We start from the raw sequence: 14,654 nt of genomic DNA on the forward strand, positions 1-14,654 counted from the left end.
GCGAGTGATGATAGCCGGTTCCACCGGAGCCGGCGGTGCGCCGGGCGTTTGCAGCAGAGTTCCCCCAAGTCCTGCTCCCAACGCCCGGCGTTACTCGTTTAACGGACCTTCACGGGGACCGCCGCGGGGTTAGCGGGTCCGAGGGCCCGCCATCTCCGTACCCGGCGACGCCGAGACTCCGAAGTTTCGCCCCCAGGAACCGGCCTTCCGCGACGCTGCCTGCAAGCTCCAGGGCCCGCTGGTACGCTGCGGCCGCCTCCGGCAGCCGGCCCAGGCGGACCAAGAAGTCGGCGCGGACGGCGTGATAGACGCGGTAGTTGCCCAGCTCCAGCCCCTCAACCGCGGCCAGCCCCGCACCGGGCCCGTGCAGCTCCGCCAGGGCGACGGCGCGGTTGAGCGCCACGACAGGCCCGGGCGCGACGGCCAGGAGCTGGTCATACAGCTGCACAATCTGTGCCCAGTCGGTGTTCCCGGCAGCCGCGGCGTCGCTGTGGACGGCGTTGATCGCCGCCTGGAGCTGATAGGGCCCGGGCCTGTTGAGGCGCAGGCACCGGCGCACCAGCTCCCGCCCCTCCCCGGCCGGGGCGGCGTCCCAGCGTCCCCGGTCCTGTGCCGCCAGCAGCACGAGTCCGCCGTCGGGGGTGAACCGTGACCCGCGGCGGGAGGCAATGAGCAGCATCAGCGCCAGCAGTCCAGTGGCCTCCGGCTCGTCCGGCATCAAGGATGCCAGCAGCCTGCCAAGGCGGATGGCTTCCGCGCTGAGCTCGTCACCCGCCGGACCGTCCGCGGGACCCTTGTTGTAGCCCTCGTTGAAGATCAGATAGATGACCGCCAGCACCGGCCCAAGCCGCTCGGGCAGTTCGGCCCCCTGCGGGACCCGGTACGGGATCTTCGCATCGCGGATCTTCGCCTTGGCCCGGACCAGCCGCTGCGCCATGGTGGCCTCCGGAACCAGGAACGCCCGGGCGATTTCCGCCGTCGTCAATCCGCCCAGAAGCCGCAATGTGAGCGCCACTTGGGCCGATCTGGCCAGGGCGGGATGGCAGCATGTGAAGATCAGCCGCAAGGTGTCATCGTCCACCTCATCCACTCCTGACTGTTCCGCCAGGAACTGCTCTTCCGCTGCCGGCGCAGGGCCGTTCCCGGACCGCACCGCCGCCAGCAGGGCCGCCTGGGCATGTCTGCCCTCACGCGAGGCCTCCCGCCGCAGCCGGTCGATCCCCCGGCGCCGTGCGGTAGTGATGATCCAGCCGGCCGGGCTGGGCGGGATACCTTCGGAGGGCCAGTGCTGAACCGCCGCCGCGAACGCGTCCTGGACGGCGTCTTCGGCGATATCGAGGCTCCCGAAAGCGCGCGTCAGGACGGCTACGGCGCGGCCGTACTCGTGCCGGAACACCCGCGCCACGTCCGCCCCGGTGGCACCGGCACCATGCTCGGCCACGGCAGTCTCCTCCGTCCGGCGGCTAATGCTGGAAGGGACGCACTTCAACGGGAAGCGTGGTGACCCCGGCCAGTTTCCGCGCCCACCCGAGGGCAGCGTCCAGGTCCTCGGCCTCGACGACGGTGAAGCCGCCCAGGTGCTCCTTGCCTTCGGTGAACGGTCCGTCGGTGATGAGGATCTCGCCGCCGCTGGGCCGCAGGACAGTGGCGGACTCGGCCGGGTGGAGTCCAGCGGCGAACACCCAGGCCCCGGCGTCGCGCATCTCACGGTTCAGGTCCGCCAGGCCGCGCATGATCGGTTCCAGGACCTCGGGGCCCGGGACGGGGCCGTCCGGTTGGTAAATGCTGAGCAGGTACTGCGACATTGCTGGGCCTCCCTATCGAATCAGCCGGCCGGGTGCCGGCTTCTCAGCAACTACACGAACGGGGTCCCGGCAGATCGACACCAGTCCGGGTTCGCGCCGGAGGCCGCCAGCCTCAGGTCACCTTTTCCGGTGACTGCAGCTGTGCCGGCGGCCTCTGCGCCACGTGCGGCGCGGGATCCAGGGGTCCTTCAAACACCAGCTGGTCCAGGCGGCGGAGGATGAGCCCCTCGCGCAGGGCCCACGGGCAGATTTCCATGCTGGCGAACTCGAACATTTCCAGGGCCGCTTCGGCGACCAGGGCGCCGGCGAGCACCTGCGGGGCCCTGGCCTCCGAGACGCCGGGCAGGTGGAGCCTGTCGCCTATCTCCATGGCCGAAATGCGCTGCGCCCAGAGTCCCAGGTCGACGGCCAGCAGCTCCCGCTTAACGTAAGGGCCGGCGGCGCTGGGGGCGGCGCCGGCGATCCGGGCGAGGGACCGGAAGGTCTTGGACGTGCCGGCCACGTGGTTGGGCCGGCCCAGTTTCTCGAACTTGCGCACCGCGGGCTTGAGCGTGGCGCGGATGTAGCGGCGCAATTCCTTGATGCTTTTGGCCGACGGCGGGTCCTCCGGGAGCCAGTCCCGGGTCAGCCGGCTGGCGCCGAGCGGGACGGACATCGCCAGCTCGGGCAGCTCGTCCTGCCCGAGGGCCATCTCGAAGGAGCCGCCGCCGATGTCCAGATTCAGGATGGGCCCGGCGCCCCAGCCGTACCAGCGCCGGACGGCGAAGAACGTCATGGAGGCCTCTTCGCTGCCGGTGAGTTCCCGGAGGGTGACCGTGGTTTCGTGCTTGACGCGGGCCAGGACCTCCGCGCCGTTGGTGGCCTCGCGGATGGCCGAGGTGCAGAACGCGAGGAGGTCGTCGGCTTTGTGCTTGGCCGCGAATTCCCATGCCTCCAGGACGAATTCGACGAGCTCATGCTGCCCGGCGTCATTGATGCTGCCGTCGGCATCGAGGAACTGCACGAGGGACAGCGGGCGCTTGTGCGACGCAAACGGGACCGGGCGGGCGCCAGGGTGGGCGTCGACCAGCAGGAGGTGGACGGTGTTGGACCCGATGTCGAGAACCCCTAGGCGCATGCTGCCATTATTGCCCTCACCGGAGCGGCTGGTCTAACTGCGACGGCGGTTCCCGCCGAGAAGTCGGGCGCCCGGGCGTTGCTTAGGCTTGGCCGGCCTCGTGCGCCGGGTGGTCCGCGGCAGCGGCAGCACCGTTAGCGGACCCGTCGGCGGACCCGTCGGCCGGCTCGTCCGAGGGCTTGAAGTCCCGACGGATGTTGGCCACGCCCTCCGGGTCGATTTCAAAGCCGTAGGCGGCTCCGGGGTTGATCACCATGCCGAGATCCTCGCCGAGGTTGCCGATGATCGCGGCGCCCTGCGTGCCGAGCACGTTGGGCGCGGCCGCGAGATACTGCTCGGTGACGCGGCTGGGATGCGAGAAAACGGCCAGGACCGGCTTGCCGGACGAGTTGGCCAGGACCAGCGGCTCCACCTGGGAGTCGGGACCCTCAAGGGAATCGGAGCTGACCACGTAGACCTCGTTGTTGAGGAAGGCCAGGATCACGTCCACGGGGTTGGCGTCCGGCTGTTCCCCCCGGGCGAGCTGGACCTCGAGTTCGTTCAGCGGCTGGTTGTCCAAGTGTGCGGGCTGTTCAGTCATGTTCCTACTCGATCACGTCCGCGGCTGGTCCGCAAACGCGAAATCGCCGGAAGCCTGCGGGTTCGCCGGTAGTTTCCGGCGATCCCGCGAGCTTCCGGCGAACCCGGCGCAGGCTGTTTCTTGGCTACTTTTTGGCGGCAGCCTTGCGGGCCGGCGCCTTGCGGGCGGTCGTCGTGCGCTTGACCGGGCCCTTGGCGCGTTTCTCGGCGAGAAGCTCGACGGCCTGTTCCCGGGTCAGCTCCTCGACCGAGGTGCTGCGCGGCACGGTGATGTTGGTGATGCCGTCGGTGATGTAGGGGCCGAACCGGCCTTCCTTCACCACGATGTTCTTCTCCGAGACCGGGTCCGGGCCGAACTCCGCCAGCGGCGGCACGGCGGCACGGGCACCGCGCTGCTTGGGCTGCGAGTAGATCTCCAGCGCCTGCTCCAGCGTGATGGTGAAGATTTCCTCCTCGGAGCCGATCGAGCGGGAGTCCGTGCCCTTCTTCAGGTACGGACCAAACCGGCCGTTCTGCACCGTGATCGGGTTGCCGTCGGCGTCCTGGCCGAGCACCCGGGGCAGGCTCATGAGCTGCAGGGCCTCATCCAGGGAGATGGTGTCCACGCTCATCGACGCGAACAGGGATCCGGTCCGAGGCTTGGCCTTGACCGGCTTTTTCGCCGGCTTCGGCTTGCCGTTCTTGTAGTACTCAACGGGCTGGTTGGCCAGCTGCTCCTCGGTCATCTCCGGGATGATCTCGGTGACGTAGGCGCCGTAGCGGCCGTTCTTGGCAACGATCATGTGCCCGGTGTGCGGGTCGGCGCCGAGCACGCGCTCCTCCGGGGCGGCGGTCTCCATCAGTTCGATTGCTTTGGCGGCGGTGAGTTCGTCCGGGGCCAGGTCCTCGGGCACGTTGGCGCGGGCGGACTCGATCACCTCGCCGGTCTTCGGGTCCACGGTGGGGACGGAGCTTTCCAGGTACGGGCCGAACTTGCCGACGCGCAGCGTGATGCCGTCCGTGATCGGGATGGAGTTGATTTCGCGGGCGTCGATCTCGCCAAGGTTGTTGACGATGCTCAGCAGGCCGGGCTCGGAGTCCGCACCGAAGTAGAAGTGCTTGAGCCAGGCGGGTCCGGCCTCCTGGCCGTTGGCGATCTTGTCCAGATCGGCTTCCATGTCGGCCGTGAAGTCGTAGTCCACGTAGTCGTGGAAGTGCTGTTCGAGCAGCCGGATTACGGAGAACGCGATCCAGCTCGGGACCAGTGCGGAGCCCTGCTTCCGGACGTAGCCGCGGTCTTGGATGGTGGAGATCGTGGAGGCATAGGTCGACGGGCGGCCGATGCCCTTCTTTTCCAGCTCAGCGGTCAGCGACGCTTCGGTGAAGCGCGGCGGCGGCGAGGTCTCGTGGCCGACGGCGACGATCTCCGAGGCGGTCAGCGCGTCATCCTTGGCCACATTGGGCAGCCGGCGCGCTTCGTCGGATTCATCGTCGCCGCGGCTCTCGTCCTTGCCTTCTTCGTAGGCGGCGAGGAAGCCGGGGAACGTGATGACTGTTCCCGATGCGGAGAATTCGGCGTCCCGGCCTGCCGCAGCGCCACCCACAGTCACGGCGCCGAGGCGGATTGTGGCGGTGGAGCCCTTGGCGTCGGCCATCTGCGAGGCGACCGTGCGCTTCCAGATCAGCTCATAGAGCCGGAACTCGTCGCCGGAGAGCTGCTTGGCGACCTGCGCCGGAGTGCGGAAGGAGTCACCGGCGGGACGGATGGCCTCGTGGGCTTCCTGCGCGTTGGCTGCCTTGCCGCTGTAAACGCGGGGCGACTGCGGGACGTACTCGGGGCCGTACAGCTCGGAGGCCTGGCGCCGGGCTGCGGTGATGGCCTCGTTGCTCAGCGCATTCGAGTCCGTACGCATATAGGTTATGTAACCGTTTTCGTAGAGCCGCTGGGCCACCTGCATGGTGCTCTTCGAGGAGAAGCGCAGCTTGCGGCCGGCCTCCTGCTGCAGAGTGGAGGTGGTGAACGGCGCCGTGGGACGGCGGGTGTAGGGCTTGGTGTCGACGGAACGGACGCGGAAGTCCGCGTCCTGCAGCCCGGCGGCCAGCGCCGTGGCAAGTTCCTCGTTCAGGTGCACGGCGTTGCGGGAGGTCAGCTCGCCGTCGTCGTTGAAGTCGCGGCCGCTGGCCACCTTGGCGCCGTCCACGGAGGCGAGCTTCGCCTTGAAGGATCCCGATTCGGCACCGAACTGCCCGGTGAGGTCCCAGTAGGAGGCGGCCTTGAAGGCCATGCGCTCGCGTTCGCGGTCCACCACCATGCGGGTGACCACGGACTGCACGCGGCCGGCGGACAGGCCGCGGGCCACCTTGCGCCAGAGCACCGGGGAGATCTCATAGCCATAGAGCCGGTCCAGGACGCGGCGGGTCTCCTGGGCGTCCACCAGGTCCTGGTCAACGTCGCGCAGGTTGTCCATGGCGCGGTGGATGGCTTCCTTGGTGATTTCACCGAAGGTCATCCGGTAGACGGGAACCTTGGGCTTGAGCACTTCCAGCAGGTGCCACGCGATGGCCTCGCCCTCGCGGTCCCCATCGGTTGCGAGATAGAGAGCGTCGGCGTCCTTGAGCGCAGCCTTGAGCTCGGTCACCTTTTTCTTCTTGTCCGGCGACACCACGTAATAGGGCTTGAAGTCGTTGTCGATATCGACGGCGAACTTGCCCAGCGGGGTTTTCTTCAGTTCTGCAGGCAGCTCCGAGGGCTGCGGGAGGTCCCGGATGTGACCGATGGAGGCCTCCACGATGAAGCCCTCGCCGAGGTACTTGGCGATGGTCTTGCTCTTGGCGGGAGACTCCACGATCACGAGTTTCTTGCCGGTTTTGGCCTTGCTTGGCACGGTGCTCCTACAGAAAAAGGTGGCTCGGGCAGATGCGCCCATACCCGCCTAGTTCACCATATTTTGCAGAATCCCGCGCATCCGGCCGGAAATGACGGCACCGCGGGGGCCGGTTCCGGCCGCAATACAAGCCGGCGCCCGGCGGTCCGGAAGGCAGCTTCGGAACCGGCTTCCGCGGCCGCGGGACGAGTTCCTAGGCCTTGGCGTCCCCGGGTTTCGCGGCGGCGTGTCCGCGGTCGTCCGGAATCATCGACCACAGGGTGGCCATGCGCTCGGCGCCCTCGGGCACCTGGTCCGGATCTTCGAGTTCATAATCGCGGAGGAGGTCGAAAACCTGCCGTGTCAGCTCGGCCCGCTGGTCCGGCGTCAGGTACAGCAGGTTGCTGGCCAGCACCACAGCAGAGGGGCCGTCGGCGGTGTCGCCCCGCTCGCGCCGTTCGTTGCGGGTCTTGGCGTACGCAAGGACCCGCCGGCGGTAGGCCTCGAGCTCAAGGTCCAGAACGGCGAGTTCCGGGCTGGCAACTCCCCCCAGCGAGTGGATGGTGAAATCGGTGCCCGCAGCCTTCCAGCGCCGCTCCCGGGCGTCCCCGGCAGTTTCCGCCGGCACCACGATCCCCCACTTCTGGAGCGCCCGCAGGTGGTAACTCATGGCGCTGGGCGTCAGGCCGGTCTGCGCTGCGAGTTCGGTAGCCGTTCGGCTCACCTGGGTGGAATACAGTTCGGAAATGACTTCGAGCCGGGCCGCGTGGGCCAGCGCCCGGATGGCCTTGGGATCGGTGATTTCCACTTGCTTTTCCGGACGATGCCGGCGCTTGGCGGCCGACGGAGCCGTGGGCTCCGCCGTCGGGGTTTCTGCATTCACTCTTCCAGTGTATCCAGCCGCTCCAAAATATGAAAGAAATGCTTGACATCTATTCCGGGACCGGACTAGCTTGCAATTTATGAAACATACACTTCATAAGTCCCCTGCTTCCGGGGCAGTGATGCCGGCTGCGGCGCAGCCTCTGTGGCGCAACCGCGACTTCCTGATTGCCGGGACCGCCCGGTTCGTTGCGACGGCGGGGATGGGCGCCGTCGCTGTCAGCGTCATGCTGCACCTGCAGAACGCGGCGGCCGCCGGCGGAACGCCCGTCGCCGGGCCCTGGCTCGTGGCGGCCTACCTCCTGTGTTCAGCGCTGCCGCTGGTCCTGCTGGCCCCGTGGGCCGGCCGGCTGGCCGACACCCGGGACTCCCGCACGCTGGCGACGGCGGCGTCCGCGGTCAGCGCCGCAGCCGTCGCCGGCATGGGCCTGGCCCTGCAGTACTTGGAGAACTATCTGCCCGTGCTGTTTGCCATGACGTTCCTGCTCGACGCGGCGCAGGCCGTGGCCGGCCCCACGTGGCAGGCCCTGCTGCCCCGGATTGTCGGCGAGAAACGCACCCCGCGGGCGATGGGGACCATGCAGGCAACCATCATGATTGCCGGCATGGCCGGTCCCGCCGCGGGAGGCCTGCTCAGCGGCTGGGGCGGGGCCGGCCTGGTGTTCGCCGTCGCCAGCGGCTGCTACGTCGCCATGGGGCTGGGCGCCCTGCTGATTCGCACCCGGCGCGGCACGGCAGCCGAGCGGGCCGGCAGGCCGAAGCCGGAACTGCTCGACGGGCTGCGCCTGATCCGCCGGGACGGCCTCGTCTGGGCCCTCGTGCTCGGGGCGATGTTCTTCATCGTCGTCGGCGAGGCCACGAATGTCCTTGAGGTGTTCCTGGCCCGCGGCGAACTTGGCGCCACGGAGACGCAGTACGGGCTCCTGAGTGCTGCGTTCGGCCTCGGCATGGCGGGCGGGGCCACGATGGCCGGGAGCATCCGGACACCCCGGGTGCGGCTGCGCGTGCTGCTGGCCTCCATGATCGTGACCTCGGCCTTCCTGGTCCTCACGGGAGTAGTCCCCAACGTGGAAATGCTGTTTGTGGCCTACGCGGCGACCGGGGCGGCCTGCGGCGGCCTGAACGCCTGCTTCGGGGCCATCGCGATCCTGCGGATTCCGGAAAATGGCCGGGGCCAGGCGATGGCGATCGTCGGCGGGATGACACGCGCAGTGTCGATCGGAGCGCTGGCCCTCGGCGGCCTCCTGGGCGCCGTGGTGCCGGTGCGTGTGAGCTTTCTGCTCACCGGCGCCGTCGGCGCCCTGGTTGCCCTCGCCCTCACCGCCTACGTCCTGCCGCGGTTCGGCCGGGAGGACTCCGGAGTTAGCGAGGAAGCGGCAGCCGCGGCGCCAGGGGTAGCCGGTACAGCCGCCGCACCGGCCGCGCAAACCGCCGGGGCGGCGGGAAGCGCCGCCTCAGGCCGGCAGCAGGAAGCCGTCGCGAACCAGGTTCCCGACTTCGGTGAGGAGGCCGGTCCGGAATTCCGCCCCGTCAAACCCCTCGTAGCCGCCCAGCAGCGCCTCGAGGGCGCCGATGATCTGCCCGACGGAGAGGTCGCCGTCGCACGCTGAGACGAAGCCGGCCAGCTCGGTGCTGAGCAGGTTGGTGCGCCGCAGCCCGGCGCCCTGCCGCAGCAGGATGACACCGGGGTGTTCGGCGCCCGGGCGCTGGTGCCGCTCTTCTGTGACGTCCTCCGCGACGAGCAGGTGGGCCCCGGCCAGATCGTGGGCGGCCAGCCAGTCGGCACGTTCGACGGCGGCACCCAGGTGCGGCCCCACCGGCTGCTCGATGGGGTAGGTGATCTCCTCGAAACGGGATAGCACCGGCCCGGCGCCGGCGGCGGGCCGGCGCAGCCAGATCATGCCAAAGCCGATCGCCGTCACGTTGCGCGAGGCGAAGTCATCGAGGTAGGCCGCGTATGAGTCCTGATAATGCTCCCGGTCGCGGTTTTCCGAGGCGTCCTGCAGCCAGGTCTCGGCGTACTGCCCCGGACCCACCTGCTCGCGCTGGATGAACCACACATCGGTGGCCGGGCTGGCCCAGCTCTGGGGGCGGTCGGCCCAGCCTGAACCCGCCGGGATCTCCCAGTTGCCCAGGAGCTGGGCCGTTCCCGCCGGGGCGAGGACCGCGGGCAGGCCGCGGACCAGGGAGGAAACGATCTCGTCCCCCGGCAGGCCGCCGTCGCGGTAGGTGAACTGGTCCCCGGCGGTCTCGCCGAGGCTGCGGGGCGTAATGACGAACGGCGGGTTGGACACCACCAGGTCAAACTCCTCTCCGGCGACAGGGTCCAGGAGGGATCCATGCTTCAGGCTCACGCGGGCGTCAAGATCGGCCGGGTCCAGGTGCAGTTCGGCAGCATTGAGCAGAAGGTTGAACCGGGTAAATGCCAGGGCGCGCGCGGAAATGTCAGTGGCCGTCACGTGCTCCGCGTGATGCAGCAGATGGAACGTCTGAATGCCGCAGCCCGTGCCGAGGTCGAGGGCCCTGGCGACATGCCGCCGGGCGGTGACCTGGACCAGGGTGGTGGAGGCCTGCCCGATCCCCAGGACGTGGTCATGGCGGAGGACGCCGGAGCGCTGGTGGGCCGCGAGGTCGCTGGCCACCCAGAGGTCCGCCCCGCCGTCTGCGGCGCCGTCCTCCCCTATCGTCGGATCCCAGCCGTACGGCCTCAGGTCCACCTTCGCCTGGAACAGGCCACCGTCGGCCGGCTCCACCAGCCCGAGTTCCATCAGCCCGTCCGTGCGGATGCCGGGGAGGGCGGCGTCGAGGATCTCGGCACGCTGCGGCACGGCCAGGAGCCAGAGACGCACGACGGCGGCGAGCGCCGCCGTCGCCGTCTCACCGGCAGCGCGGCCGGTGGCGATCAGCGCGGGGATGAGCTGGTCCCGGCCGAGCGCTGAATGCGCAGCCTCGCCAAGAAGCTCAGCAACGCCGTCCACGGAGTAGCCCACGGCTCGCAGGTCCGCGGCCAGGGCCTCGAGGAGGACGGGGAGATCGCTCCGCGGCGCCTCCGGGATGCTGCCGGCGGGCACCGGCGTCGGGGTATCCGGAGTCGGGGTATCCGGAGTCGGGGGGACCGGCAGTGAAGGGCCTTGCGCTGAGGAAGTCACCGCACAAGTTTAGTCCCGGGACCGTGCCGTTCCGGCTAGAGTTTGGCCTCGGCGTAGATCCGCAGGGCGTCCCGGACGAAGGCCGCGCCGTCGGCGCCGCCGTAATTCGCGGCGAACCGGGGATCGCCCACGTACATCTCCCCGAGTCCGGTGACGTAGGCCTTGATGTCCGGCGGGGCGCCTGCGCTGCCGTCCGCTCCCCGGGTGGCGCCTGCTGCCGGGGCCGCCGGCGTTCCGGGGATACCCCTGAGCCAGTCGACGTGGCGGCGGGCCAGATCCTGCGCCTCCGGCCCGTCCGCCGGAACGCCCGAAGCTGCCGCGGCCGTCCAGTCGGCGCCGAGCTGCCGGGACTGCTCGGCCCAGGCAGCCTTCTGTACCGTCCCCAAGCCGCGCCACCACGCGTCTGACTTCGCATAAGCATCCTTGCCCCAGCGCTGTTCGACTTCTTCCCGATACTGGGTCTGGTCGAAGCCATCGAACATTTTCTCGGCCATGATCGTTCCTCCCGCTTGCAGTGCCTCAATGGTGTGACGGACGGAGGCGATCTGCCGCCCCAGCCTGTCCTGTTCCTGCTGCAGCCATTCCAAATGTCTGCCCAGCGCACGCCCGGCGTGCGCCTCGTTGCCAAGCACTCCGGCGATGGCCGGCAGCCCAAGCCCCAGGTCGCGCAGGAGCAGGATCCGTTGCAGGCGGACCAGGGATTCCTGGTCGTAGTATCGGTAGCCGTTGCGGCCTGTTCGGCTTGGCTTGAGCAGGCCGACGTCGTCGTAATGACGCAAGGTGCGGCCGGTGGTGCCCGTCATTTTTGCGATCTGTTGAACGGACCAGTCCATCCGTGTGCCTTTCCGTGCCGTCTGGTTAGAAGTGGTGTGCCGTCTGTGATGTGCCGTCCCGTCGGCTCTGACGTCCGTCCGGGCCCCGCCGTCCGGCACCGCCAGGCTTCCAGGTGCTGCCGGCCTGTTTCTTCGACTCTAGACTTTGACGTTGCGTCAAAGTCAACCGGCCGCGCCCCGTGTCCGGGAGGGAGGGCCCCGACGAGACAGCGCGGCCGGAGGCGCACCCGTAAGACGGTAAGTTGGAGGCATGGTTTTCCCTTCCTCCCACGCCCCGGCCGCCGGGCTGGTTCGGCGGACGCTGACGGGTGCGGCTGCCGCCGCCGTCGTGCTGGCCGCAGCGGCATGTTCCCCGGCCGGTTCGATCGAGAGCGCCGATGTTCCGGCGTGGAAGGCCACGGCCCTGCCCTCTGCCCCCGGAACCGTGCTGGAGGACTCCGGCAAGATCCTGAACCGGGATCCGATTGTCCGGACCGCTCACAGCGTCCCCGCCGGCGCCTACACGCTGACCATGACCTGCGACGGCGGCGGGAAGGCGTTCATCGCCGTCAGCCTGGACGGGCGCCCGTTGGCTGAGGCGGGAGCCGCCTGCAACGGCAGCCGCGAAACCGCCCGCTTCAAGGTGCCCGCCGCAGGCGACGTCACGCTCAGTACCTCCAGTGTGGATGCCCCGCTCATCTACGCCTATCACCTGGCCGCCGGGTAGAAACCGATCCGGCCGGATCCTGGCGGGCCGTCTCAGCGGCCCCCGAAGTCCGGACGGATTGGCCTCCTGAGGGGCCCGGCCCTGCACCGCCGACCGTCCCGTCCGACCCGGGGCTTTTAACCTCTGGCGCTTGATCCCGGGCGGTCCTAATCTCAGGGTATGCCCACTGTGCCGGCCCGCAGGGTGCCGCGACGGCGCACTCCGGCGGCCGCCGCGTTGCTTTCAGTTGCGGTCTTTTTGGGGACTGCCCTGTCCGGCTGTGAGTATGAATACAGCGCCGATCACTGGGACGACGAATCGGCTTCAGTTACGGCCTCGCCGCCCACCGACGCCGCCCTGCCGCAGGATCCCCATCTCAACGAACCCGTAACGGGCGACGAGCTGGACGAATGGGCCGATCACGTACTGCCCGACGCCGGGGGCCGGGTGTTCCAGACCGGATATGGCTCCGTGAAGGCAGGCGCGGTTCATACGGAGTCGACCACGCCGCTTCCCGCCGGCACCTATTCCGTGACGTTGGCATGCAGGAGCAAGGGCCGGGTCGCGTTCACCGTCCGCAATGGTCAGGAGCCGCTGGTGGACCTGAGCTTGCGCTGCGGGACCTCACGAGTCAACGTAGTCTCCCTGTCCAAGGACGCCGTGCTCTCCATCCAGGTGACCGGACAGACGGCAGCCAACTTCGCCTACCGGGTGAGCCGGATCTGAGGCACACCGCGGCGCGCGACGCCTGGGCAACACCTGCCTCTGGCGGCGCCCCGGGTCAGCGCGGCCGGAACGGGACGGGCGGCGCACCGGGTGAGCGCGGCCGGAACGGCTGAGTCAGTTCGGAACGGGGTGGGGTGCGCCGGTCAGGCGGCGCAGCCGTCGGGGCATCGCAGGGTTTCGGGGCTTGCGGCGCACTCGGCGCAGTAGAGCGTGAGGGTTCGGCAGATTGGATTGGAGCAGTTTTCGAACTTGCTCGTGGGCGCCGAGCAACGGACACACTCACCGATGGTCTTGGCGTCCTCGCTGAATTCCAGGTGCATGCGCTTGTCGAACACGTACAGGGAGCCCTCCCACAGCCCCTGGTCCTTGAAGGTCTCACCGTAGCGGACGATGCCGCCGTCGAGCTGGTACACCTCTTTGAATCCGCGGTTCACCATGAGGCTGGACAGGACCTCGCAGCGGATCCCGCCCGTGCAATAGGTGACAACCGGTTTGTCCTTGAGGGCATCGTATTTACCGGAGTCGAGTTCCTTGATGAAGTCATGGGTGGTGGCGACGTCGGGGACCACCGCATCCTTGAACTTGCCGATCTGAGCCTCGAAGCCGTTGCGCCCGTCGAAGAATACGACCTCATCGCCCTGCTGTTTCTTGGCATCGATGAGTTCGTGCAGTTCCTCGGGTTTGAGGTGCGTGCCGCCGCCCACCACTCCGTTAGTGTCGACCCTGAGCTCGCCCGGGGCACCGAAGGACACAATCTCGTCCCGCACCTTGACACTGAGCCGCGGGAAGTCCGCCGCGCCGCCGTCGGACCACTTCACGTCGATGCCGTGGAAGCCCCGGTACTCACGCGTCGTCTTGACGTATTGCTTCACGGCGTTCAGTTCCCCGCCTACCGTGGCGTTGATGCCGTCCCTGGAAATGATGATGCGGCCGGTCAGTCCGAGTTTCTCGCACAGGGCGCGCTGCCAGAGCCGGACGGCGTCCGGGTCAGCGAGGGGAGTAAATCCGTAAAAGAGCACAATCCTGTTCAAGGCCACGCATTTAAGGGTACTGGGTGCGACGAACGGCCGGGCGACAATCACAATTGGATAAGCAAGCGCTGTTCCCCAACCCGGCCACTGTTGCTTGTGGCACGGCTGGAATACGCTCTTCACATGAGTCTTGACGCCATGGTTGAAGACACCACTCACCTGCTGGAAATCTGGGTGGCCGGTTGGGCAGGTTGTCGCGGATATGAGACGCGCAGGGAGGGGCGGTTCCCTGCGGCTTTCCGCGCGGACACCACCCACCAGTGGGAATATTTCGCCTATGACCCGACCGGTGCGGAATTCGCGGATCTGGCGGCCAAGACGGCCGAGATGCCGGCGAGGGTCCTCACGATCCTCACCAACGATGTGGCACGGTACTCACAGTTGGGCCAGCAGAATGGCCTCCAGGTCACCTCGGCTTCCCAGACCATGATGATCGTGGACATGGAGACCCAGGACGCGGAGGACCCCTGGCTTTCGGACGACGACCTCAAATTGGAAACCTCCCGGACGGACGGCGTCCATCATGCCGTGGTCCGCGCGGCCGACGAGGTGGCGGCAAGCGGGCGCGTATTTGTGGTCGGACACACGGCGATCTTCGACAAGATCATGACCGCGGAGGCCTACCAGCGGCGAGGATTGGGCAGTTTCATCATGAAGGCCCTGGCGGCGCAGGCCTTTGAACACGACGTCGACTCCGGTCTGTTGCTCGCATCACTGGACGGCCAGAAACTCTATTCCCACCTCGGCTGGCGCACGGTCTGCCATGTTCTGATGCTGTCAACATCCGATGAAGGTGCCGACCTGTCCGTGGGCTGACGTTCTGCGGGACTTGCCCCGGAGCGATTCCCTGGACGCGACTGCCGCTGGCAGCCGTCCTGCATATTCCCGCTACGGTCATAGCTGCCGTCATGTTCCCAGGACCGGCATGGCACCGGCTCCGACGCCCGGGCAGCGCGCCGTTTCCCCGAACCGTTGGCCGTCTGCTGTGCCGCGGCCAGCGGGGC

The 14,654-nt window shown here is 68.3% G+C and carries 12 protein-coding genes and 1 pseudogene; 4 read left to right on the top strand and 9 right to left on the bottom strand.

The features are described 5' to 3' along the window. Nucleotides 1–109: 109 nt before the first annotated feature. The 6 genes from C8D78_RS07355 to C8D78_RS07380 all read right to left on the bottom strand — a co-directional run bounded on the left by C8D78_RS07355 (nucleotide 110) and on the right by C8D78_RS07380 (nucleotide 7,227). Nucleotides 110–1,441, bottom strand: a complete 1,332-nt coding sequence (locus tag C8D78_RS07355) for an RNA polymerase sigma factor (RefSeq protein ID WP_120951557.1) — start codon at nucleotides 1,439–1,441, stop codon at nucleotides 110–112. A 22-nt stretch (nucleotides 1,442–1,463) separates the two neighbouring features. Continuing rightward, on the bottom strand, nucleotides 1,464–1,805 hold the full coding sequence (locus tag C8D78_RS07360) for a YciI family protein (protein ID WP_120951559.1): 342 nt from the start codon (nucleotides 1,803–1,805) through the stop codon (nucleotides 1,464–1,466). 112 nt (nucleotides 1,806–1,917) lie between these two features. Next, nucleotides 1,918–2,922 carry a Ppx/GppA phosphatase family protein gene (locus tag C8D78_RS07365; protein WP_120951561.1) on the bottom strand — a complete coding sequence of 335 codons (1,005 nt, stop codon included), beginning with the start codon at nucleotides 2,920–2,922 and terminating at the stop codon, nucleotides 1,918–1,920. Nucleotides 2,923–3,004: 82 nt separating this feature from the next. Continuing rightward, complete coding sequence (locus C8D78_RS07370) at nucleotides 3,005–3,502, bottom strand: SseB family protein (RefSeq protein ID WP_244208288.1); 498 nt, start codon at nucleotides 3,500–3,502, stop codon at nucleotides 3,005–3,007. Nucleotides 3,503–3,626: 124 nt separating this feature from the next. Further along, on the bottom strand, nucleotides 3,627–6,365 hold the full coding sequence (topA, locus tag C8D78_RS07375) for a type I DNA topoisomerase (RefSeq protein WP_120951563.1): 2,739 nt from the start codon (nucleotides 6,363–6,365) through the stop codon (nucleotides 3,627–3,629). 193 nt (nucleotides 6,366–6,558) lie between these two features. After that, nucleotides 6,559–7,227 carry an ArsR/SmtB family transcription factor gene (locus C8D78_RS07380; RefSeq protein WP_120951565.1) on the bottom strand — a complete coding sequence of 223 codons (669 nt, stop codon included), beginning with the start codon at nucleotides 7,225–7,227 and terminating at the stop codon, nucleotides 6,559–6,561. A gap of 202 nt (nucleotides 7,228–7,429) precedes the next feature. Between C8D78_RS07380 and C8D78_RS19940 the strand changes: the two are divergent. Beyond that, nucleotides 7,430–8,575 (top strand): annotated as a pseudogene (locus tag C8D78_RS19940) (MFS transporter); the annotation flags it as partial. A gap of 105 nt (nucleotides 8,576–8,680) precedes the next feature. Here C8D78_RS19940 and C8D78_RS07390 read toward each other — a convergent pair. Together C8D78_RS07390 and C8D78_RS07395 are read right to left on the bottom strand one after the other, a co-directional pair. Next, nucleotides 8,681–10,297: a DUF7059 domain-containing protein gene (locus C8D78_RS07390; RefSeq protein WP_120951567.1), complete on the bottom strand. Its 1,617-nt coding sequence runs from the start codon at nucleotides 10,295–10,297 to the stop codon at nucleotides 8,681–8,683. Between the two features lie 113 nt (nucleotides 10,298–10,410). Then, a complete protein-coding gene (locus C8D78_RS07395; protein ID WP_120951569.1) occupies nucleotides 10,411–11,208 on the bottom strand; it encodes a MerR family transcriptional regulator in 798 nt (265 codons plus the stop codon). Between the two features lie 250 nt (nucleotides 11,209–11,458). On the opposite strand from C8D78_RS07395, the gene C8D78_RS07400 reads away from it, so the two are divergent. Together C8D78_RS07400 and C8D78_RS07405 are read left to right on the top strand one after the other, a co-directional pair. Then, nucleotides 11,459–11,914 (top strand): hypothetical protein, encoded by a 456-nt coding sequence (locus C8D78_RS07400; protein ID WP_120951571.1) that lies wholly within the window; start codon nucleotides 11,459–11,461, stop codon nucleotides 11,912–11,914. 159 nt (nucleotides 11,915–12,073) lie between these two features. Continuing rightward, nucleotides 12,074–12,619: a hypothetical protein gene (locus tag C8D78_RS07405; RefSeq protein ID WP_120951573.1), complete on the top strand. Its 546-nt coding sequence runs from the start codon at nucleotides 12,074–12,076 to the stop codon at nucleotides 12,617–12,619. A gap of 143 nt (nucleotides 12,620–12,762) precedes the next feature. Here C8D78_RS07405 and trhO read toward each other — a convergent pair whose 3' ends face one another. After that, the gene (trhO, locus tag C8D78_RS07410) at nucleotides 12,763–13,656 is read right to left on the bottom strand and encodes an oxygen-dependent tRNA uridine(34) hydroxylase TrhO (RefSeq protein ID WP_120951575.1); all 894 of its coding nucleotides are present in this window, start codon (nucleotides 13,654–13,656) and stop codon (nucleotides 12,763–12,765) included. Nucleotides 13,657–13,773: 117 nt separating this feature from the next. Here trhO and C8D78_RS07415 point away from each other — a divergent pair, with 117 nt between their 5' ends. Then, on the top strand, nucleotides 13,774–14,466 hold the full coding sequence (locus tag C8D78_RS07415) for a GNAT family N-acetyltransferase (RefSeq protein ID WP_120951577.1): 693 nt from the start codon (nucleotides 13,774–13,776) through the stop codon (nucleotides 14,464–14,466). Nucleotides 14,467–14,654 lie beyond the last annotated feature (188 nt).

The organism is Arthrobacter oryzae (assembly GCF_003634095.1).
GTDB classification, from domain to species: Bacteria; Actinomycetota; Actinomycetes; order Actinomycetales; family Micrococcaceae; genus Arthrobacter; species Arthrobacter oryzae.

What these genes read in the sequence shown, in the direction of transcription:
- C8D78_RS07415 (WP_120951577.1), top strand. Translation starts at nt 13,774, where the DNA reads ATGAGTCTTGACGCCATGGTTGAAGACACCACTCACCTGCTGGAAATC.
- C8D78_RS07405 (WP_120951573.1), top strand. Translation starts at nt 12,074, where the DNA reads ATGCCCACTGTGCCGGCCCGCAGGGTGCCGCGACGGCGCACTCCGGCG.
- C8D78_RS07400 (WP_120951571.1), top strand. Translation starts at nt 11,459, where the DNA reads ATGGTTTTCCCTTCCTCCCACGCCCCGGCCGCCGGGCTGGTTCGGCGG.
- C8D78_RS07370 (WP_244208288.1), bottom strand. Translation starts at nt 3,502, where the DNA reads ATGACTGAACAGCCCGCACACTTGGACAACCAGCCGCTGAACGAACTC.
- C8D78_RS07360 (WP_120951559.1), bottom strand. Translation starts at nt 1,805, where the DNA reads ATGTCGCAGTACCTGCTCAGCATTTACCAACCGGACGGCCCCGTCCCG.
- C8D78_RS07395 (WP_120951569.1), bottom strand. Translation starts at nt 11,208, where the DNA reads ATGGACTGGTCCGTTCAACAGATCGCAAAAATGACGGGCACCACCGGC.
- C8D78_RS07365 (WP_120951561.1), bottom strand. Translation starts at nt 2,922, where the DNA reads ATGCGCCTAGGGGTTCTCGACATCGGGTCCAACACCGTCCACCTCCTG.